Here is a 23,157-nt window from a genome sequence, read left to right on the forward strand (position 1 = left end):
AGGATCAGGAATATGAGTGAAAAATTCAGCACATATAAGGGGTTTCCGCTTGTAAGATGCGGAGATGAGATATATTACGGATATATGTCCGATCCATATAAGATATGGATAAGAATACTTGATGCCAAGGAAGAAGACGGTGAAAAGTTCACAACAAACGTAAGAATAACCCTTGTTGATAACAATGAGGCGGATCTTTTCAAGTCCTTCGTCAAGACAGCAGAGCGTGAATGCGGACTGTATGAAGCGCTTGACTTCGCTGATGTATGGCTCAGAAAGGCACTTGCAGAAAAATGATCTTTTACAGGGATGCATGATAATGCATCCCTGTTTTTATGTCATAGATATAATTAGTGCCATTACTTTACTGTTTTCGACACATATCTTGAAATATTCCGCAGAATGTGTTATAATACCTTCACAGGAAATGTTTGAAAGGAAAATGACATAATGGATCTACGTAAAATATCGGCACTACTTATGTGCGGCATGCTGCTTACGGGCTGCGGACAGACATCTCAGGTGCCGGAATACGATAACAGTTCGGCTGTTTCGGCAGAAGCAACCGAGGCAGCTTCAGAGGAGACAGAACCCGTGAAAACTAAGCCTTCGGAAGAGGATAAAACTGTTGCATCAAGCAGTAAAAAAGAGAAGAAAAAGAAAAAAACTTCCGCAACAGAAGCTGCAACGGAAGCCCGTACAGAAGCTCCCACAGCAACAGCGGATATTTCCGGAGGACACAATAAAACAGCTACGGCAGATACTTCCTCTGATGATAACACGGACTATGACGATACAGGGTATCATTACAGCGGCAGCAGCGGAAACACCGGCAACAGCAGTAACAGTAACGATAACTCCGACTACGATCAGACAGAGTATGTTTACAGAACAAACGCTGCATCAAACAGAAATACTGCACAGACTACATACAGGACAACTCCCGTAAAACCTACGGCTACAACTATCGCATTTCCGAAGGATGCCGATCCTGACGAGATGCTTGATTTCCTCAGCCTTGAACAGAAGGTATACCAGATGTTCATAGTAACTCCCGAACAGCTTGGCGGCAGCAGGTGCTCAACAGAGGCAAGAAGCGAACTGTCTGCGGCACTGAAAAAATATCCCGTAGGCGGTATTATCTACTTTGCTCAGAACCTTACTTCGCAGTCCCAGACAAGGAACATGATAAGCCGGACTCAGGAATATGCAAAGTCGGATTGCGGCGTTGGCATGTTCATCGCAGTCGATGAAGAGGGCGGACTTGTTGCAAGATGCGCAAAGAAGCTCGGTACCACCGCTTTCAGCAATATGGCTGTATACGGTAAGGACAACGACGGCGATACGGCTTATTATATAGGTCAGACTCTTGGAAATGACCTCAGCAGTCTCGGCTTCAATGTTGATTTCGCACCTGTAGCGGATGTTAACATAAATCCCGGCAACGAGCTTGGAAGCCGTATTTTCAGCAGCGATCCCGAAGTTGTCGCAAATATGGTAAGCCGTGTTACAGAGGGACTTCAGGATGCAGGTGTATGTGCAACTCTGAAGCACTTCCCTGGACTCGGTGCGGAAAGCGGAAATACTCACACCGATTCATTCGTTGTAATAGACAGGACCATCGATCAGCTCAGGGAGAGCGAGTTCGTGCCATTCGGTGCGGCGATAGATGCGGGTGCTGATTTCGTAATGGTTGGACATCAGATAACCTCGGGCTTCGGAGATGATCTTCCTGCGGACCTTTCCTATACGGCGGTAACGGAAATGCTCAGAGGTGAACTCGGCTTCGACGGCATTGCGGTTACGGATTCACAGATGATGAATACCATAGCTAACGTATACGGATCGGGAACTGCGGCAGTAATGTCGGTAAAAGCAGGAATGGACGTTATACTCATGCCTGCTGACATAGAAGAAGCTGCAAATGCGATATGCAATGCAGTAAGGAGCGGAGAGATATCCGAGGAACGTATCAACGAGAGCGTATACAGGATACTCAGACAGAAGTATGAGCTCGGATTATTCTGAATAATGGTAAAAGGCGGACGTAAAACTCCGCCTTTTTTCTCACCCTTTTTATCAACAAGAAATATAAAAATAATAACCGCTTTTTTGGCTATACGAAAATGGTGTCGATTTTTCTCACTGGTATTTTTTACGATTTTTGATATTTTGATTTGGCGCAAGCGCCGAAATACAGGCAAAAACGCCGAATGTTCACAAAAGGTTAACATTTGTGTTCTGTGGGGTTTGTATAATTAAGACATAGGGGGAACAGTCCCCGCCACGGAAAGGAATTGGCTACGACATTTTTACAGATACGAAAGGAGAATTATTATGTTAAGCAGATCTGAGATCAAAAAAGCTGCAGCAGCATTTGTTGGAGCTGTAACAATGGCAGTTGCACTTCCAACAGCGTTATATGCAAATATTACCGTAAAGGCAGACGAACCATCCGAACTTCCTGTTATTACACAGTCTACAGTTACTACAACTACACTTCCGGCATCAGTGTATAACAGTGATCTGTTCAAGAGCTATTACAGTGTATCGGATACTGCACTTGTAGGTTCAACTATTGAATTGGAAACAAATAGTGCACCGGGTGTAATGTTTCCTGATAATATGACATTCGTTGAGGACGGCGAAGTCAGGGAAGTAAAAGCTGAAAAGCTTGATAACGGAAAAAGAAAGTGGAAGGGTAATTTCATTGAATTCACTGTTGAAAAGGACAGCTCCGTTGCAGTCGTAACTGTACTTAAAAAGGGTATGACAGACTGCCTTATAGGCTGGGGAGAAGAAAATGGATATGACGGAAATGAGCTTTATCCCTACAACACATTTTTACATGTTGATGCTATGGAAAAGGCTGAATATGAGGCATATCTTGAGGATTTAGACAGGCCTTATCCGACTGTACAGCCGACAACTGCCATTGGTGCTAAGGACGGGGATGAGCAGTCAGCTCAGGGTGATCCTGCAGAAGAGTATTATTATCCATATGATTATCGTGAAGAAGTCGGCTTACCTGATGTATGGTCATATTGTGTTGGCCAGACATTGCCTTTTGAAGTGAAGGATCCGTCTGTTGATCTTACGTTCACATTTGAAGATACGATCAATAAGTTCGATGGGGCAACTGCGGAATCGGATACATCCAGATATATAGACGTCAAGAGTCTGGGCGGAGGAAAGTTTGAACTAACTGCAAAGGCAGAAGGTCATACAATTATGTGGATTGGCGCTGACAAAAAAAGATACGTTAATATTGATGTCAGCCAGGCGAGTCTTTCAGGTAATTTTGGTTTACCCCATTTGTATTCAGATGGAACAGATGATGAAAAAACATTAATATATGATCTTGCTGATTATTTTATTGATCACGATGAAAAGGGCGAAATGTATCATCGTGATATTGATGATATAGTATCAGTAGAATCAGTAGCATATACAAATATTTTAAAAATGAAAAAAAATCCGGTACCTGTTGCGTCAATTGAGCCTACAGACAAAAAGGGCGTTTATAAAATAAAAGCGCTTGAACCGGGTTGCGAATTTATTTATTTTATCGATAAAAATGGTATAAAATGGGAAATGTGGATCATTGTGACCTCTCATGCTGCAGAGGAGGCAGAAGAGGAATATAGAAGAACTCATCCTACAGATGCCTGCGTTGATACAACGGCATTCAGCGGAACTGTTGGCGAAACAAATCCTGCTGATACAGTTTCCAAAATGATGGGCGATGTGAACAACGATAACGATATTACTCTTGCGGATTCACTGGCAATACTCCAGCATCTTGCAAACGAGAACAAGTACGGACTTACCGGACAGATGCTCCTTAATGCGGACATAGTTGACCGCGGAGAGGGAGTAACTCCTCAGGACGCTCTTGCGATACAGAAGATAGATGCTAAGGTGCTTAGCATCTCAGCACTTCCCGTAAAGAGCAGTCAGCTTTAATAATGCTTTCCAGATTAAATTATACACCTTTTCTTTACTGCCGCACTTTCGGGTGCGGCGGTTCTCTTTTTGAGAAAAATAATTTTAAACATATATTTTGTGAATAGGATAAAATAAATATAATCGCTTAAATTATCGTTTAAGCGATCACTTTGTGATATGTGTACAAAGAGACCACTGATATTTGGATATATTGGAGAAAATATGAAATAAGAGTTAAAATTAATCTTATTGTAACCTTTTAGTAACCATTGCGTAACCTATTGCTGTGGAAAAACATGTATAATAGAAATGGCAGACGTATTATAGGCAAAATATCATTTTATTGAAGAAAGAAGTGTGAAAACATGCATACAAATCTTAAGAAGATCAAGTCCGCTATCCTCAGCGGTATGATCGCAGCAGTTTCTGTGGCAAGTTCACTTTCTACTGTATCAGCCCCCTCTCTCTCAGCAGGTGCAGCAGACAGCGATAATTATGCCAAGCTCTTACAGTATTCACTGTATTTTTATGACGCAAATATGTGTGGTGATAATTCTAAGGGCGGACTCAGCTGGAGAAGCAACTGCCATATGGATGATGAAGTTCCCGGCGGTTTCCACGATGCCGGCGACCACGTTATGTTCGGTCTTCCACAGGGTTACACCGCAGCAGCACTCGGACTCAGCTACTATGAGTTCAAGGACGCTTATGAAGCAACAGGTCAGGCAGATCACATCAAGGTTATCCTCGATCATTTCTGTACATTCTTCCGTAATTCCACAAAGCTCAGCGGCGACAGCGTAAGCAATTTCCTCTACCAGAAGGGTGAGGGTAACGCTGACCACGGCTACTGGGGACCTCCGGAGACACAGGGATCAGGCCGTAAGATGTACTGGACAAGCAACGGCGCAAGTGATATCGCTGCAAACTATGCAGCAGCTCTTGCTATCAACTACAAGAACTTCGGTAATGCTGATGACCTTAAGTATGCAAAGGCTCTTTACAATTTCTCAACACAGTACAATCAGTGTGCAACAGTTGGTCCTGATACATTCTATGCATCATCAAAGTGCAAGGATGAGCAGACAATGGCAGCAGGTGCTCTCGCACTTGCAACAGGCGATTCAAGCTACAAGAACGCACTTTCATCAGGCGTTGCTGATATCGGCGTTTGGTGGGCATACGGCTGGAACGATGCAAACCTCGGTGCAGCTGTAATGAACGGTATCGTTAACAAAGACTGGTCTGCTGCAAACGGATATCTCAGCAGCAAGTGCACAGGCAGCAACTATCTCTTCCTTGATAAGTGGGGCAGTGCAAGACTTAACTGCTCAATGCAGTTCACAGCACTCGTTGCTACTAAGGAAGGCGGCGGAAACTATACTGACTGGGCACAGGGCCAGATGAATTATATCCTCGGCAGCAACCCTGCAAATACATGTTTCGTAACAGGTTTCGCAAGCAACAGCGCTAAGAATGCTCACCACAGAGCAGCTTCAGGCTACACAAGCTATGACCAGTTCAATATGAACGGCTGGGATGCAGGCGGAGACCACATGAGTCCATTCGCTGCTTACGGTCCTGACGCAAAGCCACTCATCGGTGCTCTTGTCGGCGGTCCTTGCGACGCAGCAGGTTCATACCACGATAATATGGCTGACTATGTCTGCAACGAGGTTGCTATCGACTATAACGCTGGTCTCGTAGGCGCAGCAGCAGGTCTTTACCACTTCAAGAAGACAGGTTCTACAGAGTCTTCTATCCCCGGTGTAACAAAGATCTACAGCGGAAGCGCATCTTCAACACCTACACCTCAGCCTGCAACAAATGCTCCTCAGCAGCCTGTACAGACAACCGCTCCTACACCATCTGTTACACCTACAACAACAAAGGCTGTAACTCCTACACCTTCAACAAATGATGGTGATATCGTTCTTACTCCTTCTGACATGACAGTCAAGACAGAAAAGGGCGATGACGGTGGAATCAATAACTATGCAGAATTCAAGCCACAGGGCGCTAAGTCTGCAACACTTTACCTCAAGGTTAATTCAAACGACACAGAGGTTTCAGGTGCGTTCGGTACATGGAACGGCGAGTGGGTACAGGAAGACTTCAAGGGAGTAAAGGTTAACTCTGACAAGACAGTTTCTGTAGACTACACAATTCCTTCAGATGTTGGTTCAACAGTCAAGGCAATGGTATTCTGGCCACATGGTGATGATGTTACTATCGAGAAGGTCGTTCTCCACAAGAGCGGTTCTTCAACTGTAACACCTGCAAGAACAAATGCTCCTACACCTTCTGTTACACCTACAACAACAAAGGCTGTAACACCAACTCCTTCAAGCAATGGAAATGATAAGGTTCTTACTCCTTCTGACATGACAGTCAAGACAGAAAAGGGCGAGGACAATGAAATCAATAACTATGCAGAGTTCAAGCCACAGGGCGCTAAGTCTGCAACACTTTACCTCAAGGTAAATTCAAACGACACAGAGGTTTCAGGTGCATTCGGTACATGGAACGGCGAGTGGGTACAGGAAGACTTCAAGGGAGTAAAGGTTAACTCTGACAAGACAGTTTCTGTAGACTACAAAATCCCTTCGGATGTTGGTTCAACAGTTAAGGCAATGGTATTCTGGCCGCACGGTGACGATGTTACAATCGAGAAGGTAGTTCTCCACATGGACGGCTCATCTTCAAATACACCTGCTGCAACACAGGCTCCTGTTACAACAAAGCCTGTAGTTACAACAACTAAGGCAGTTGTTACTCAGCCACCTGTAACACAGCCGCCTGCAACTCAGCCACAGCAGAATCAGGTAAAGGCTACAGTTTACGGTGATGCTAACCTCGACGGCAACGTAACACTTGCAGACGCACTTGCTATACTCCAGTATATTGCAAATTCTCGCAAGTATGACCTTAACGATCAGGCTATAGCAAATGCTGATTGCTGCGGAAACGGCGATGGTATCACAGCAAATGATGCTCTCGTTATCCAGCAGATCGATGCAGGAAGAATCAACAAGAATAACCTTCCTGTTGCAGCACCTATACAGTAATTGAGTAATTGCTGATCACCAAGCCCTGCGGTTCGCCGCAGGGCTTTTTGTGCGCCTTGACTTGGATGTGACATTCTGATATAATATTGATGAGCAAAAGACTCGGAAAAGAATTATCATGAGAGGAGCAGCATGCAATGCCCAGATTTTTTGTTGATGAGATTAATGAGGAGAATATAACCCTTATCGGCGATAATGCTCACCATATCGGACGTTCCTTGAGGATGCGTACAGGTGAGGAGATAACCGTGTGCTGCTGCGGAGTGGACTACAATTGCCGCATATCTCAGATAACCTCTGATACAGTCTATCTCGAACTGATAAACAAGGAACGCTGTGCTGCTGAGCCGAGTGTTCAGGTGACGCTGTTTCAGGCTGTTCCTAAGCTCGACAAGCTGGAGCATATAATCCAGAAAAGCGTGGAGCTCGGAGTTCATCGCATAGTGCCCGTGCTTACAAGGCGCTGTATATCCCGTCCCGACGAGAAGGACTTCTCCAAAAAGCTGGTTAGACTGAATAAGATAGCCGAAGAAGCCGCAAAGCAGTCTGGAAGAGGGATGATACCCGAGGTGAAGCCACTGGTGACGTATAAACAGGCTCTCGCCATGATGAGCGAACTGGACAGAACCATTCTCCTGTATGAGGAACAGGGAGGCTGTTCCTTCGGAAATGCCGACCTTGAAGGTGCAAAAACAGTGGGACTGGTCATCGGAAGCGAAGGCGGTTTTGATGCGGAAGAAGCAAAGGCTGCCGTTGACATAGGAGCGATACAGGTCTGGCTTGGTAAAAGGATCCTTCGTTGTGAAACTGCACCAATAACAGCCCTTTCAATTTTGATGTTTTTAACAAATAATATGTGATCAGTTGAAATTTGTAAAATAGTGTGATATAATATATTTAGCTGATCTTAACCGATCGCAAGCGGCTCGGCATCTCAAATTTCTATTATAACTTGCGAAGAAAAGAGGATTAAAATGAATAAGCTTTTATTAGGATTACTTGCAGCAACTGCAGGTGCAGCTGTTGGATATGTTGTATCAAAGATGATGAGCGATAACGGCGACTCGGATTATGAGGACGATGTCTATGATTATCCGGATCCTTACGATGAGGACGAGTCTGTAGACTTCGATATCAGTGATTCAGCTAAGGATCTTGCTGACGACGTTAAAGACGCAGCTGAGGATGTAAAGGATGCAGTTGAGGATGCTGTTGACGAAGCAGCAGACAAGATCGATGATGTAAAGGATGCTGTCGAGGACAAGATCGACGATATAAAGAAGAAATTCTAAGTTGAATATAGCTGCCGTGGACATACGGCAGCTATTTTAATCACAACAATTGGCACAAATGTTGACGGGAATTGTAACAATTTACAAATCTGTGGTTTTCTATTGACAAACCGTGCTGACTCTGGTATAATATAAAAGCTGTCTGATTCAAACGGTCGATAACGAGGCGTAACTCAGTTTGGTAGAGTGCTTGGTTTGGGACCAAGATGCCGCAGGTTCGAGTCCTGTCGCCTCGACCATCATCATTTCCGACAGAAAAAACTTTTTTGAAAAAATTCAAAAAAGTGCTTGACAAACGGTTTGATTTGTGGTATAATAATTAAGTCAGTTAAGCTGGTGTAGCTCAGTTGGTAGAGCAGCTGATTTGTAATCAGCAGGTCGGGGGTTCGAGTCCGTCCACCAGCTCCAATTTTACCGATATCAGTCGGTAAATTTTTTTGAAACAATATGGGAGAGTTCCCGAGTGGCCAAAGGGGGCAGACTGTAAATCTGTTGCTTTTCAGCTTCGGTGGTCCGAATCCACCCTCTCCCACCAGCAAGACCCCGATCTTATCGGGGTTTTCTTGTGTCATTACGGCTTTTTTGTGTTGACATTGCCGTTTTGATGTGGTATAATTGAGTTATACTTTTTTTATGGAGGTTTTGAGTTATGAACTGGACAAAAACAGTCAAGGATTTTGCAATTTTATTACTGCTTGTTCTTGCAGCTCTCGCTCTTATCAGCGACATCATCAGCCTTATCCGCTATCACGGCAGCGGCAGCATTCTCTCAACACTCATCAGCCTTGTTAAGGAGATCTGCGGTTATATCATCAGAATCGGCGCACTTCTCGTACTTGCTGAGATCTCTGAGAATGTTTACGCTATCAGAACAGGCGATAAGTCATCTGACAAGTAAGACTAAGCTGACGAAAATGGCTGCGGATGCAGTCCCGAAAAAGTTCCCTTGCTCACGAGCAGGGACTTTTTTATGTTAGGAGGAAAAGTGCTTTTGCACGGAAATCGGCTGATATTGTGCAGAAAAGTATATGAGGTCACAAGGAATTGCTGGAAAAAAGGGGATAAACTTGATATTCGTAAGGTAAATAAAGAATTAATATACAGGAGAGATAAGTATGATCAGAAACGATTTGAGAAACATTGCTATTATTGCCCACGTTGACCACGGTAAAACTACCCTCGTTGACGAGATGCTCAAGCAGGGCGGAGTTTTCCGTGAGAATCAGGCAGTTGCAGAGCGTGTTATGGACTCTAACGACATCGAGCGCGAAAGAGGTATCACAATCCTTGCGAAGAATACCTCTGTAATGTACAATGACATAAAGATAAACATCATCGATACTCCCGGACATGCTGACTTCGGCGGCGAGGTAGAGCGAGTTCTGGAAATGGTCGACGGCGTTCTTCTTCTGGTAGACGCTGCTGAAGGTCCTATGCCTCAGACAAGATTCGTTCTTTCAAAGGCTCTTGAAATGGGACATAAGATAATTATCGTTGTTAACAAGATAGACCGTCCAGATGCTCGTCTTGACGAGATCGGCGATGAGGTGCTGGAACTTCTCCTTGACCTTGATGCAAGCGAGGAACAGCTTGAAAGTCCGCTCCTCTTCTGCTCTGGAAGAAGCGGTACAGCTTCACTCAGCCAGTATGAGGCAGGTACAGACCTTAAGCCGCTGTTCGATACTATCATCAACTATATCGAACCTCCTCACGGTGAAGAGAACGATCCTCTCCAGATGCTCATTTCTTCCATTGACTACAACGAGTATGTCGGACGTATCGGTATCGGACGTATCGTAAGAGGCGGTATCAAGGTGAATCAGCAGGTAACTGTCTGCGACTATACAGGAAGCAAGAAGAATTACAACTCCAAGATCGTTTCACTTCTCCAGATACAGGGACTCAACCGTGTTCCCGTACAGGAGGCACATGTAGGCGATATCGTATGGATATCGGGTATCGAGAATATCACTATCGGCGATACTATCTGTGCAGTTGACGCTCCCGAGCCGCTTCCTTTCGTAAAGATAAGCGAACCAACCGTAGAGATGACATTCTCTGTAAATGACAGTCCTTTCGCAGGAAGAGAGGGTAAGTTCGTAACTTCCCGTCAGCTTCGTGAGAGACTCTTCAAGGAACTCCTCAAAGACGTTTCCCTCCGTGTAACCGAGACCGAGTCTACAGACTCCTTCCGTGTTGCAGGACGAGGCGAGATGCATCTTTCAATTCTCATCGAGAATATGCGTCGTGAGGGCTATGAGCTTGCAGTATCAACTCCCCGTGTTCTTTACAAAGAGGACGAGAACGGCAGAAAGCTTGAACCTATCGAGAGACTCGTTATCGACGTTCCGGAGGATTGCGTAGGTTCTGTAATGGAGAAAATGGGTACACGTAAGGGCGAACTCGTTACTATGCACCCGCAGGGAAGCCGTATGCGTATCGAGTTCCTTGTACCTGCAAGAGGACTTTTCGGATACAAGAGCGAATTCCTTACAGATACAAAGGGCGAAGGCATCATGAGTCACGTATTCGACGGCTATCAGCCTTATAAGGGCGATATCGACCGCAGAAGCACAGGTTCACTCGTATCATTTGAAACAGGCGAGGCTGTAACTTACGGTCTGTTCAATGCACAGGAAAGAGGTCAGCTCTTTATACCTGCAGGTACTCCCGTATACGAGGGAATGGTAGTAGGCGCTTCACCTAAGACAGATGACCTTGTAGTTAACGTGTGCAAGAGAAAGCACCTTACAAACACCCGTGCAAGCGGAAGCGATGACGCTCTCCGTCTTGTACCTCACCGCATACTCAGCCTTGAAGACTGCCTTGAATTCCTTGCTGATGACGAGCTTCTTGAAGTAACTCCCGAGAGCCTCAGAATACGCAAGAGAATACTCAGCAACAGTCAGAGAGCAAAAACAAGGGCGAAATCCTGATAAATATACTGAGATTTCATAAAATCAACACATTCATAACATATTGCTTGCAGATAATGGAGATAATATATAATGAAGAAGATCATTCTTGCGGCTATGGCTGCTATGATATTTTCGGCTGCATGGAGCTGCGGAGAAAAGGCAAGTGAACCCGTCTCCGAAAGCTCTGCCGATATTAGCGAAGAAGCAACAGAGCCCGAAACAGAACCGCTTATAATAGATCCCGAGGGCAATATCCTTTTGGAAAAGCCTACCGAGCGTGAAAGAGATATCGAACAGACTGCCGATTTCTCCTATGAGATCATTGACGGCGGTGCTGTGGTAACAGGATATACAGGCGAGCTTACAGATGTTACCGTACCTGATACTCTTGGCGGTGCTCCTGTTACGGAAATAGGCTATTATGCTTTCGAGGCAAAGTATGACATAACTTCCGTAACGCTTCCCGAGTCTGTAAAGATCATCGGTGAAGGCGCTTTTATGGACTGCGGTTCTATGGCATCGATCAATATACCGACTGCTCTTGAAGGAGTGGACCGCGGCGCATTTGTTTCGTGTACATCGCTTACTTCTGTAAGACTTCCGGCAACAGTGAAATATGTTCATGAAGAAGCGTTTACCGCTTGCGAGGCTCTTACAGAGCTTTATATAGAAAATCCCGACCTTGCGTATGAGAACTGGGGACTCGAAGAACTCCCTCAGCTTACAGTATACGCTCCTGCAGGATCTGCGGCATATAACTGGATCACCGCTAAAGGTCTTGCTGCACAGGAGCTTTCTTGATCGGAGGAAACACCTATGAAAGGAAATAGTTTAATATCAGCACTGCTCGTATCTGCGTGTCTTGTTGTAACAGGCGGATGCGGTCTGCGTCAGACGGATATCTCGGTGGATACTGATGCCATACCCACTTCAGGTGTAGGCGAACTGGTAGTACCTGCTGAGGATTCCGAAGAAGCAAGCCTCGGAAACTACAGGATAAGTGACAGCGGTATAAAGCTGTATTATGACGATCAGAAATACAGCGATGACGTGATCCTTGCACTTGAAAAGTATTTTCTGAGCTTTGAACACGGCGATTTTGATACGTATAAGAGTATGCTTCTGCCTTCATATGCAGAGAAAATGGAAGCTTACCTTCAGGAAAACTATAACTATGGCCTTGAACATTCCTTCGAGAGCCAGTGCAAAAACCTGAAAGAGCTTGCAAAAGGCGATGACTATACCATAACACGTATTCGTGTCACCTCTCTCGAGGACGAAGCTGAGGAAAAAGGAACTGCTGAGCCCACAACGGATGAAAACTATGATCCGTTTGCAGGATTTTTCGAGTCGCTCGACAATATTTTCGAGACCGATTACTATGAAGCAGTGAAAAAAGAGTGCGATTCAATGGATATACTTCTGTTTTCCGTCATGACCAAAGCAGGTGAAGAGGAAAACCTCAGTATAAGCGACTATGAGATAGTTTTTGCCGAAAAGAACGGAAATTATTATACTTTCGGCTAAGGAGGAAGTAAAATGAACAAAGGTCTGATAAGAACTGCGGCAGTTATACTGTCCGGTACTATCCTTGCAGCATGTGCAGGATGCAGCAGCGGGAAGAATTCGTCAAGCAGTTCACGCAACAACATGGTTTCTGCCAATATCCCCGAGGGTGCTAATGTTGCGGCCGAGGACATGCCTTACGGTGCAAGCGTAACACAGCTCAAGCCTGAAACAGACAGCAATATCCAGCTGTGGATAGAGTTCGATAACCGTTACCTTAAACGTGAAGAGGACGGTACCTATCCTTCCGTTTATCCTGTGAACGACTATTTTGAAGCTGTTAACGAAAAGAGCGGAGAGCTTATGGAAAAGGCTTATTATCCTGCTTCTTTCAAGGACATATTGAGCAAGGCGAATGCGGACACCTCCGACGCTTTCATGGCAAATTATTACGATATATTCAAGGATACTATCGGTGAGGACTTCGAGTTCGATTACATAATGATAGACAAGTGCATTGTATTTGACGGAAGCAATAATGAGTACGGCTTCGATGTCAAGGACGATGAGCTTAAGGAGCTTGATCCTTCTGTAATTGACAAGATAACAGAGCGATATGCGCTCGAGGTCGATGCAACATACAAGAACAATAACGGCGATTCACTTCTCTTTTCAAACCGTTCGGGAAATGCGCTGACATTATACGAGTATAAAATAGACGGAAAGTATTATATTGTATAAAACGATCACAGGGAGCAGTTTTTACTGCTCCTTTTTCTTTTTCCAGATCAAATGATATATTCAACATCTGTGCCGGAAAAACTTGTTTAAATTGTATTCAAACAATGCTTTATGCTTGACAATTTTGGTGAAATAATTTATAATAGTATTATCGTTCCGATATTGTACACTCAGTATTGTATAATACTTACAGACTGCGGCATATCGCCGCAAATACACCGCATCGGAGTAATAAAAATGAAAGAAGGCGGAATATGGATTACAGATTCTCAGCAGTAACACCGGAAATAGCACGTCTTGCAGAAAAATCAATGGACGGCTACAGGATAGATCCTGAATTATACACACAGTATGACGTTAAACGCGGTCTGCGTGACATCAACGGAAACGGCGTAGTGGCAGGACTGACTAATATAAGCACTATCAAGGTCCTCGATACGGGTGATGATATGCCCAATCACGGGGACGGTAAACTGTATTACCGCGGTATAGATGTAGAGGACATAGTCTCGGGCTTCATCAAGGAAAAGCGCTTCGGCTTTGAAGAGACTATATACCTTCTCCTTTTCGGAAACATGCCTACAGAGCATGAGCTTGCGGAATTCAAGAAGCTTCTTGCAGATTTCCGCTCGCTTCCTTCTACATTCACAAGAGACGTTATCATGAAAGCTCCCAGCGACAACATGATGAACACCCTTGCAAAGAGCGTTCTTGCATTATATTCATACGACGATAATGCAAATGATATATCGATACCAAATGTACTCCGCCAGTGTATAGAGCTTATAACACTTTTCCCTGTTCTGGCTGTGTACGGATACAATGCGTATAAGTATTCCCGCGACGGAGGAAGTCTCTTTATCCACGATCCGAGACCTGACCTTTCTATTGCCGAGAATCTGCTTTACATGCTTCGTCCCGATAAGCAGTTCACAGAGCTGGAAGCTCGTATACTCGACCTTGCACTCGTTCTTCACGCAGAGCACGGCGGCGGAAACAACTCCACCTTTACGGTGCATGTTGTATCTTCTTCGGGTACGGATACCTATTCCTCGATAGCTGCTGCACTTGGCTCGCTTAAGGGACCTAAGCACGGCGGTGCCAATATCAAGGTCGCAATGATGTTCGACGATATGAAGAAGAACGTCAACGACTGGACGGATGAGGACGAGGTAAGGAACTACCTACAGAAGCTTCTCCACAAGCAGGCGTTTGACCGTGCAGGACTCATCTACGGTATGGGACATGCGGTATATTCACAGTCCGATCCGAGGGCAAAGGTCTTCAAGGGATTCGTTGAGAAACTCAGCTCGGAAAAGGGACGCCATGATGAATTCATGCTGTATTCACTGGTAGAGCGTCTCGCTCCCGATGTTATTGCAGAGGAAAGACGAATATACAAGGGCGTTTGCGCTAACGTGGACTTCTACAGCGGTTTTGTTTATCGTATGCTCGGTATACCCGATGAGCTGTTTACACCTATTTTTGCAGTTTCGAGAATATCAGGCTGGTCGGCTCACCGCATAGAGGAGCTTATCAACTCGAACAAGATAATACGTCCTGCGTATAAGGCAATATCTCCCATGAGGAGCTACACCGATATGGAGAACCGTATCGACTGATAAAGTTAATGGCCCGAAAAACGGGTTAAATAAATGATATAGAGGAGAATAAACTATGAAATGTAAATATTGCGGAGCAGAGGTAGCTGATACAGTAAAATACTGCACCAACTGCGGAGCGGACATGGGCGTTTTTGATATGCCTTCACTGGAGGACATAGTTCCACAGCAGAACATCGGCAATGCACCCGATCCTGTCTCACAGCAGCCTGATGATATGCCGTCCCTCGGCGAACCTACAGCAAGCGGTCCTAAGCCATACGGTTCGGATACAGCTTCGGGAACAGGCGCAAGACCTGAGCCGAAGCCTGCGGCTTTCAGACCTACAGAGACGACCTACGGCGGTGTGTCCTACGGCGCACCTATAAGCCATGTTCCTGCTGACAGGGATGATTCACCTGTTTATACCGATTTTGTGGGAGCTATCAAGCTCTTCTTCAAGAACTATGTCAACTTCAAGGGACGTTCCACAAGAAGCGAATACTGGTATGCTTATCTTTTTATAGTTATAATCAATGCAATATGCAACGGATTTGACAAGGCGCTTGATACGAGTATGTTCGGTCTGCTGTGGGGACTGGCTTCCTTTATACCGGGTATGGCTATTGCTTTCAGAAGACTTCATGACATCGGCAAGTCAGGCAAGATCTACGTAATAAGTTATGTAGTTGCAGTGATCTGGGCTATAATTACTTTAGTGAGCGTTGGCGCTGCACTGATTGATTCACTGAACGGAACTTCGGCACCATCCTCTTTTGGTGCAAGCTTTGGAGTCATGCTTTTCTTCGGACTTATTCCGCTTGGACTTGCAATATATCTTATCGTTCTGTTCTGCCAGCCGAGTCAGTCAACAGAGAACCAGTACGGCAGAGCTCCGTATTGATGATTTAATATCGAAAGGAAAGAAAAACTATGTCAAACAATGCACAGCTTACAGAATTCAATGATATAAAGTGCGTGAAGCTTGAAGCAGGCGGCTATGAAGCACTCGTTGCATATGAGATAGGCGCAAATGTGATCCGTCTTCACGACAATGTGAACGGAGTGGAGTTCTTCCGCTTCAACAGCAGCAATACAGCGGATGTTATAAAGCAGTCCGCAGAGGTATGGGGACTTCCTACCCTCTATCTGCCTAACCGTTTTGCAGACGGTGTTCTCCGTACATCCGACGGTACATATCAGCTTCCCGTAAATGAGAAAGCTCCCTACAACAACCACATCCACGGATTTCTGCATAAGAGGACACATCAGGTAGTTGAGTATAACTCCGACAGCAACTGTGCATGGGTAAAGACACGCTATGTGTATGACGATAAGGACGAGTTCTTCAAATATCTTCCTGTTAAGTTCGTAGTTGAGTATACATTCACTCTTTCTGAGTATGGTCTGGAGCAGGATATAAAGTTCATCAACACTTCCGACAAGGTACTTCCTATGTCTCTGGCATCACATACAACTATCAATTCTCCATTCGTGGACGGCGGCAAGGAGGAGGATATCCGTCTTACAGTGCCGATAGGCAAGAGATGTCTCCTTAACGAGCGCTGTCTGCCTACAGGTGAGCTTGCAGATCCTTCAATGTCCGACCTTGAATACAAGAACGGCGAAAAGAAGCCCGTACTTCAGGTCGTTGACAACGAGATGTATATTGCAGGGGATGCTGTTCTGGACGGACAGAAGTTCCACGGCGTTATCGCTGAGGACAAGGCGAGCGGCAAGAAGCTCTGCTACGAGGTATCAGAGGAGTACGGATTCTGGATAATCTGGAATGACCGCGGATTCAACCACTATTTCTGTCCCGAGCCGATGACTGCTATGATAGATGCTCCGAACCTTGATATGCCTGCTGACGTAACAGGATACAGAGAGGTGAAGCCGGGCGAGGAATTCGCAACACATCAGAGATTCTTCACAAAGCTCTGATAAAGCAAACAGTAGAAGCGCTATTGATATGCAAATATCTATAGCGTATCTCTATGGTCAGATCAGCGGAACCTACACCTACGGAGACTGAATATAACTTAAACAGGGCGGAGCTATCCGCCCTTTGTTGTTTCAGAGCGGAGAGAAAGTGCGGCTCATCAGGACTTCGGTGGAGTGCTTAAGGAATAATTAATGAATAATTTATGAATAAAATATTGAATGCCTGCTGTGCAAGTGGTATAATACCTTCAAAAGGACGTCACTTTATCTTTGGGAGGTTATGTTATGCACTTGAAGGAATTGATCGTAAAGGTTCTCATTATAGCGGCGGCTATTGCACTGATATGGTTCATTGTAAGCAAATTCAGTGATGCATCGGAGGACAGCTTCGGTACTGTCACTGACAGAAATTCGAGCCAGATAGACTATATAGAGAATTATTGATGAGAGGGCACTTCTTTTAAGTGCCCTCTGCCGTTTCATGATATGAAAGATTTATTTTGCTCAAAACATCAAGATTATCCTGTATGGACGTGATATAATAAGATCAAGGAAACGTTTCCCGAAAAAGGAGGTGGCGATATGGATAACGAGAACAGCCTGAACCCTATGTTCAGAAATAATTTCACGGTTTTTTCTTCCGCACTGGAATATATCGAGGAACATCTCTGCGATGATATACGTCAGGAGGATATAGCCGCTGAATGTATGTATTCCCTTTCGTCACTGCAAAAGATATGGAAATACTGTACAGGCATGAGCCTTAAGGAGTATATAACCAAACGCAGACTTACAGCGGCAGGACGTGAGCTTACAGAGACCTCTGCACCTGTGCTGGATATTGCCGTTAAGTACGGCTATAATTCCCACGAGGTTTTTACCCGTGCCTTCATCAAGGTGTGGGGGATAACTCCCTCACGCTTCCGAAAGGAATGGAAGGGGAACTGCGGTCTTTACCCCAGACTCAGCCGAAGCTACTTTGAAGGAGATGTTATTATGAACGTTAAGAAATTTGATGTGAGCGATTTTTATGATCACCTTAAAAACAATGCAGGAAGCTATGTACTTTGCTTCGATATAGTGGACCTCATGCCCGTTAACGATAATTACGGCTCTGCCGCAGGGGATAAGGTCATACTTGAAGCCTTCAGAAGGATAAACGAAGCAGCAGAGGAGGATATGCTCTGCCTCAGGATAGGCGGAGACGAGTTCGCAATGGTAACTGCAAGCTGTGACAGAGAAAAGGTCAGTGCTATAGCCGAAAAGGTGCTTTCATGCAACGGAAATACTATCGAATGGGAAGAAAAAACTATCCCAGTATCTCTGAGATGCGGAGTCATTCGCATCGGCAAAACGCCGAAATACTCGGAGCTCTGCGGTGACTTCGATACAGTCATAAACAAGGCAAGGAACAGCAGTTCGCTGGAATTCATATAGCTTTCTTACACAAAACTTCATACTGCACTTGTCCGTCCGCATAAGCGGACGGATTTTTTGCGTACATCTTTAGGGAACGGAATCCAGTGATATGTGACAAATGCATCACATCTTACAAAAAGAGTGGGCGGTCTTTGTGCACTCCTATAAAAGTGATTAATTTGTCACTTTTTCTGTTGACAAACTGACATGCAGGTGATATAATTGTCACAGAAAGTGATGAATATATCACATAGGAAGGAGATGCTGATATGAAAAGCAATGAAAAGAAAATATTGTCCCAGAAAACGCAGTCGGTCATCAACTTTATAATTGGTGTCCTGATCGTATTGATGTTCATAATTGGTGCGCTTGGAAAAATGCAGCACAGCGAGGTACTGCACAATATATCAAATATATTTTTCCCTTTCGCTTTAGGCATGATAATGTTTATCTTCGGAGTATCATTAAACAGAAGAAAACAGCCTGAAGACGAGCTTTCCCGGGAGCTCATGCTCAAAGCAGGCTCTGCAGCGATCTTTTTTGTACTGTTGGCGATACTGGTTTTCGGGATTACTATGGATGTTATTGGTTCTGCGAGAGACAACCCCAAATTCAGCATCGAGGGCAGTGATGTTGTGATGTTCGGACAATTTGTCTGCGGAGTCTATATGGCGGCAAAAAGTGCGGTATTTCTGTGGCTTGACAGAACTCCGAAGGGTGAGGAGGAAGAATAATGGAAAAGACGAAGAAAAAGTTCTCTTACAGCGATTTTCACAGGATAATATTCATTATTTTTTTCACGCCTGTAGTGATATATATTTTTCACAGGATAGAGGGCAGAGAATATGGCGACAAGCTTTCCATACTTATAGGAATGGCTATATTTGCTGTGCTTCAGGCGGTAGTCCAGTCCGTATTCTATACACTTGAGAAAAAGGATGAAATGGTGCAGTACAATCTTTCAAAAGCTAACAGGATAATACTGTGTGCTGTGCTTATAGTGCTTTTCGGAGCAGTTCTCGTGAACGATTATCTGATAAAGGGACTCATATGCTCTGATTTCTGCTGGATAACGGTGATGAGTGCTATCAGTCTGAGAAGCTTTCTATTCATGTGCTTTGACACTGTGTCAAACAAGGATACGGAGGAAGAATAATGCCCGAGCTGAAAACAAAACTGAAGGAATACCGTGCAAAGTATGACATGAATAGTGTAAGAATATAATTACATTGAGGAGAGAATATTATGAGAACTACAGATATATTTCCGATATTGGGAAAGAACAAGAAAAGAGCAATTTCTCAGCGGCAGCTCCATAAAACAATTGCTATTACAGAAGGAACTGCGATTCTTCTGCTTATTGCGAGAATCATAATCTTTGTAATATATGGCAAAAGCGTTTTTACGACCATTCTCATGCTGATAGTGTGTGCAGTTACATTTATTAGTGTCACACTTATACTAAATTGTCGAATAGAAAAGGATGATGAGCTTTCAGAGATGAACAAGCTCAAGGCATATTCCTCGACATTATGGATATTCATAGCGCTGGCGGCTATAAGCCTGAGTGTCCTGATGTTCTATACAATGATAAAAGGTGAACCTACACTGACCATAAAGCTCAGTGTGGACGGTATAGTACAGATATTTCTGATTGGACTTTCGCTTTTTAACTTCTGCAACAGCTTTTATTTTCTTCGTCTGGATTCAGACAACAGCATGGAGGAAGAGTAATGCCCGAGCTGAAAACAAAACTGAAGGAATACCGTGCAAAGTATGACATGAAGCAGGGAGAGCTTGCTGATCTTGTGGGAGTCCGCCGCGAGACTATCATCCGCCTTGAAAAGGGACTCTATAACCCCTCATTGAAGCTTGCAATGGACATAGCGGCAGTATTCCACACAACTGTCGAGGAACTTTTCTCCTTTGAGGAGTGAATGTAAGGCATATTGCACAAAATTTGACATAAAAATAGTACACAGCAATTTTTGCATAATCTATTGTATTATATCGAAAAATATGGTATAATGGTAGCACACGCGGACTATCCGCATTTTCGGACGTTTTTGCAGGACTCGCACTGCATATGTCCGCCATCACGTAAAAATTAAAGGAGTATTATTATGAAGTTCGGTTTTTTTGACGACGCAAATAAGGAATATGTTATCAATTCCCCAAAAACTCCCTATCCGTGGATAAACTACCTCGGTAATCAGGGCTTCTTCTCACTTATCTCAAATACTGCAGGCGGTTATTGCTTCTATAAGGATGCACGTCTCAGACGTATCACACGTTATCGCTATAACAACGTTCCGATCGATATGGGCGGACGTTACTTCTATATCAACGATAACGGTACAGTATGGAATCCCGGCTGGTCTCCTGTAAAGACAGAACTCGATTCATATGAGTGCCGTCACGGTATGGGTTATACCATCATCACAGGTAAGAAAAACGACCTTAAGGCAGAGGTAACATTCTTCGTTCCTCAGAACTACGACGGCGAAGTTCAGCAGGTAGTTCTCACAAACGAAGGCAAAGAGACCAAGAACTTCTCTATCTTCTCTATGGCTGAATGGTGTCTCTGGGATGCTCAGGACGACTGCACAAACTTCCAGAGAAACTTCTCTACAGGCCGTGTTGAGATCGAAGGCTCTACTATATATCACGTAACAGAATACAGAGACAGACGTAATCACTACGCTTTCTATACAGTAAACGACGATATCGACGGCTACGATACAGACCGTGATTCATTCTTCGGAAGCATCTATAACGGCTGGAGCAACCCTGAGACAGTTATGACTGATAAGCCTGCAAACTCATTTGCAGACGGCTGGTCACCTGTTGCTTCACACTACAAGAAGGTAACTCTTGCTCCCGGCGAGTCAAAGACACTCATCTATATCCTCGGATATGCTGAGAACCCACAGGACAAGAAGTTCGCTTCAGAAAAGCCTGCAAACCTCCTTACAAGAGAGACATGGGTACTCAACAAGGAAAAGGCTTATGCAATGATCGAGAAGTACAACACTCCCGAGAAGGTTGCAGCAGGTCTTGAAGAGCTCCGCAATACATGGGATAGTCTCCTTTCTATCTTTAATGTTCACACTCCTGATGACAAGGTTGACAGAATGGTAAATATCTGGAACCAGTATCAGTGTATGGTAACATTCAACCTTTCACGTTCAGCTTCATACTTCGAGAGCGGTATCGGCCGTGGTATGGGCTTCCGTGACTCTAACCAGGATATCCTCGGCTTTGTACACCAGATCCCTGAGCGTGCAAGAGAGAGACTTATCGACATCGCTTCAACTCAGCTTTCAGACGGCGGATGCTATCACCAGTATCAGCCTCTTACAAAGAAGGGCAACGCTGATATCGGCGGCGACTTCTCTGACGATCCACTGTGGATGATCCTTTCTGTAGCTGCTTATATCAAGGAAACAGGCGACTGGGGAATCCTCGATGCTGACGTTCCTTTCGACAACGATCCAAACGGCAAGCACAAGATGCTCGAGCACCTCGATGTATCATTCTATCACATCGTTAACAACCTCGGACCGCACGGTCTCCCGCTTGCAATGAGAGCTGACTGGAATGACTGTATCAACCTTTCATGTTTCTCTGATACTCCAGGTGAGTCCTTCCAGACTTACACCAATCCTAAGTTCGCAGCAGAGGGCGGCTACTCAAAGATAGCTGAGTCTGCATTCGTTGCTGCACTCTTCACATACACAGGTCCTGCTTACGTAGGCATCCTCAAGCACCTCGGCAAGGATGACGAAGCTGCTAAGGCTCAGGCAGAGATCGACAAGATGAAGAAGAACGTTATGGAATCTGCTTTCGACGGCGACTGGTTCATCAGAGCTTATGATGCTAACGGCGAGAAGATGGGTTCAAAGGAGTGCGAGGAAGGTAAGATCTTCATTGAACCACAGGGCTTCGCAGTTATGTCCGAGATCGGTAAGGACGTTGGAGCTGATATCAAGACTCTCAACTCTATCGACAAGTACCTCAACTGCGAGTACGGTCTCGTTCTCAATAACCCTGCATTCACAAAGTACTACATTCAGTACGGTGAGATCTCCACATATCCTGGCGGATACAAGGAGAACGCAGGTATCTTCACACACAACAATGCATGGATCATCTGTGCTGAGGCTTATGTAGGCAGAGGTGACAAGGCATTTGAGTATTACAGCAAGATCGCTCCTGCTTTCACTGAGGAAACATCCGATATCCACAAGACTGAACCATATGTATATGGTCAGATGATAGGCGGTAAGGATGCAAAGAACTTCGGTCAGGGCAAGAACTCATGGCTCACAGGTACAGCTGCATGGAACATGGTAGCTATCTCACAGTACATCCTCGGTGTACAGCCTGATTTCGACGGCCTGAGAGTTGATCCTTCTATCCCTGCTGCATGGGACGGCTTCACAGCAGTTCGTAAGTTCCGCGGCGCAACATTCAACATCACTGTCAAGAACCCTGATCACGTAAACAAGGGCGTTAAGTCAATGACTGTTGACGGCAAGGCTGTTGAAGGCTGCATCATCCCTGTTTTCGATGGCGGCGTTCACGAAGTTGAGATCGTTCTCGGCTGATAGCTGGAAATAATAAATAATTAAGGGCAGACTGCAAAAGTCTGCCCTTAAGAGTGTCAAAAAGGCCTGAAATCATTAATTCGGGGATTCTAAAGGGATTCTATCCCTTT

At 44.8% G+C, this 23,157-nt stretch carries 21 protein-coding genes and 3 tRNA genes; all 24 read left to right on the forward strand.

The features are described 5' to 3' along the window. Nucleotides 1-12 precede the first annotated feature (12 nt). Complete coding sequence (locus BT127_RS14410) at nucleotides 13-297, forward strand: hypothetical protein (RefSeq protein WP_075425674.1); 285 nt, start codon at nucleotides 13-15, stop codon at nucleotides 295-297. A 153-nt stretch (nucleotides 298-450) separates the two neighbouring features. Next, the gene (locus tag BT127_RS14415) at nucleotides 451-2,028 is read left to right on the forward strand and encodes a glycoside hydrolase family 3 protein (protein ID WP_075425675.1); all 1,578 of its coding nucleotides are present in this window, start codon (nucleotides 451-453) and stop codon (nucleotides 2,026-2,028) included. A gap of 309 nt (nucleotides 2,029-2,337) precedes the next feature. After that, complete coding sequence (locus BT127_RS14420) at nucleotides 2,338-3,966, forward strand: hypothetical protein (RefSeq protein ID WP_075425676.1); 1,629 nt, start codon at nucleotides 2,338-2,340, stop codon at nucleotides 3,964-3,966. A gap of 347 nt (nucleotides 3,967-4,313) precedes the next feature. Next, on the forward strand, nucleotides 4,314-7,016 hold the full coding sequence (locus tag BT127_RS14425; protein WP_075425677.1) for a glycoside hydrolase family 9 protein: 2,703 nt from the start codon (nucleotides 4,314-4,316) through the stop codon (nucleotides 7,014-7,016). A 137-nt stretch (nucleotides 7,017-7,153) separates the two neighbouring features. Continuing rightward, nucleotides 7,154-7,876 carry an RsmE family RNA methyltransferase gene (locus BT127_RS14430; RefSeq protein ID WP_075425678.1) on the forward strand — a complete coding sequence of 241 codons (723 nt, stop codon included), beginning with the start codon at nucleotides 7,154-7,156 and terminating at the stop codon, nucleotides 7,874-7,876. Between the two features lie 114 nt (nucleotides 7,877-7,990). Beyond that, complete coding sequence (locus BT127_RS14435) at nucleotides 7,991-8,308, forward strand: YtxH domain-containing protein (RefSeq protein ID WP_075425679.1); 318 nt, start codon at nucleotides 7,991-7,993, stop codon at nucleotides 8,306-8,308. Between the two features lie 162 nt (nucleotides 8,309-8,470). Further along, nucleotides 8,471-8,547: transfer RNA gene (locus BT127_RS14440), tRNA-Pro, on the forward strand. 93 nt (nucleotides 8,548-8,640) lie between these two features. Then, nucleotides 8,641-8,716, forward strand: a tRNA-Thr gene (locus BT127_RS14445). 41 nt (nucleotides 8,717-8,757) lie between these two features. Beyond that, a tRNA-Tyr gene (locus BT127_RS14450) sits at nucleotides 8,758-8,843 on the forward strand. A 114-nt stretch (nucleotides 8,844-8,957) separates the two neighbouring features. Continuing rightward, nucleotides 8,958-9,206 carry a hypothetical protein gene (locus BT127_RS14455; protein WP_075425680.1) on the forward strand — a complete coding sequence of 83 codons (249 nt, stop codon included), beginning with the start codon at nucleotides 8,958-8,960 and terminating at the stop codon, nucleotides 9,204-9,206. Between the two features lie 217 nt (nucleotides 9,207-9,423). After that, complete coding sequence (typA, locus tag BT127_RS14460) at nucleotides 9,424-11,244, forward strand: translational GTPase TypA (protein WP_075425681.1); 1,821 nt, start codon at nucleotides 9,424-9,426, stop codon at nucleotides 11,242-11,244. A 72-nt stretch (nucleotides 11,245-11,316) separates the two neighbouring features. Continuing rightward, on the forward strand, nucleotides 11,317-12,027 hold the full coding sequence (locus tag BT127_RS14465) for a leucine-rich repeat domain-containing protein (protein ID WP_075425682.1): 711 nt from the start codon (nucleotides 11,317-11,319) through the stop codon (nucleotides 12,025-12,027). Between the two features lie 15 nt (nucleotides 12,028-12,042). After that, nucleotides 12,043-12,753 (forward strand): hypothetical protein, encoded by a 711-nt coding sequence (locus BT127_RS14470; RefSeq protein WP_075425683.1) that lies wholly within the window; start codon nucleotides 12,043-12,045, stop codon nucleotides 12,751-12,753. 12 nt (nucleotides 12,754-12,765) lie between these two features. Beyond that, complete coding sequence (locus tag BT127_RS14475) at nucleotides 12,766-13,473, forward strand: hypothetical protein (protein WP_075425684.1); 708 nt, start codon at nucleotides 12,766-12,768, stop codon at nucleotides 13,471-13,473. A gap of 254 nt (nucleotides 13,474-13,727) precedes the next feature. Beyond that, nucleotides 13,728-15,095, forward strand: a complete 1,368-nt coding sequence (locus BT127_RS14480) for a citrate/2-methylcitrate synthase (RefSeq protein WP_075425685.1) — start codon at nucleotides 13,728-13,730, stop codon at nucleotides 15,093-15,095. A 55-nt stretch (nucleotides 15,096-15,150) separates the two neighbouring features. Beyond that, nucleotides 15,151-15,978 (forward strand): DUF805 domain-containing protein, encoded by an 828-nt coding sequence (locus BT127_RS14485; protein ID WP_075425686.1) that lies wholly within the window; start codon nucleotides 15,151-15,153, stop codon nucleotides 15,976-15,978. Nucleotides 15,979-16,007: 29 nt separating this feature from the next. Next, nucleotides 16,008-17,018, forward strand: a complete 1,011-nt coding sequence (locus BT127_RS14490) for an aldose 1-epimerase (RefSeq protein ID WP_075425687.1) — start codon at nucleotides 16,008-16,010, stop codon at nucleotides 17,016-17,018. Nucleotides 17,019-17,303: 285 nt separating this feature from the next. Further along, entirely contained in the window at nucleotides 17,304-17,462 is a 159-nt protein-coding gene (locus tag BT127_RS16965; protein ID WP_173542070.1) for a hypothetical protein, read from the forward strand. Between the two features lie 138 nt (nucleotides 17,463-17,600). After that, nucleotides 17,601-18,455 (forward strand): helix-turn-helix domain-containing protein, encoded by an 855-nt coding sequence (locus BT127_RS14495; protein ID WP_075425688.1) that lies wholly within the window; start codon nucleotides 17,601-17,603, stop codon nucleotides 18,453-18,455. A 251-nt stretch (nucleotides 18,456-18,706) separates the two neighbouring features. Next, on the forward strand, nucleotides 18,707-19,171 hold the full coding sequence (locus BT127_RS14500) for a hypothetical protein (protein WP_075425689.1): 465 nt from the start codon (nucleotides 18,707-18,709) through the stop codon (nucleotides 19,169-19,171). Further along, the gene (locus BT127_RS14505; protein WP_075425690.1) at nucleotides 19,171-19,593 is read left to right on the forward strand and encodes a hypothetical protein; all 423 of its coding nucleotides are present in this window, start codon (nucleotides 19,171-19,173) and stop codon (nucleotides 19,591-19,593) included. Before BT127_RS14500 ends, BT127_RS14505 begins: the two co-directional genes overlap by 1 nt. 89 nt (nucleotides 19,594-19,682) lie before the next feature. Further along, the gene (locus tag BT127_RS14510) at nucleotides 19,683-20,171 is read left to right on the forward strand and encodes a hypothetical protein (RefSeq protein ID WP_075425691.1); all 489 of its coding nucleotides are present in this window, start codon (nucleotides 19,683-19,685) and stop codon (nucleotides 20,169-20,171) included. Beyond that, nucleotides 20,171-20,374, forward strand: a complete 204-nt coding sequence (locus tag BT127_RS14515) for a helix-turn-helix transcriptional regulator (protein WP_075425692.1) — start codon at nucleotides 20,171-20,173, stop codon at nucleotides 20,372-20,374. Before BT127_RS14510 ends, BT127_RS14515 begins: the two co-directional genes overlap by 1 nt. A gap of 186 nt (nucleotides 20,375-20,560) precedes the next feature. Continuing rightward, nucleotides 20,561-23,047, forward strand: coding sequence for a glycoside hydrolase family 94 protein (locus BT127_RS14520; protein WP_075425693.1), 2,487 nt, complete (start codon nucleotides 20,561-20,563; stop codon nucleotides 23,045-23,047). The last annotated feature ends 110 nt before the right edge of the window (nucleotides 23,048-23,157 follow it).

This window comes from Ruminococcus sp. XPD3002, from assembly GCA_900119535.1.
Lineage (GTDB): Bacteria > Bacillota > Clostridia > Oscillospirales > Ruminococcaceae > Ruminococcus > Ruminococcus flavefaciens_H.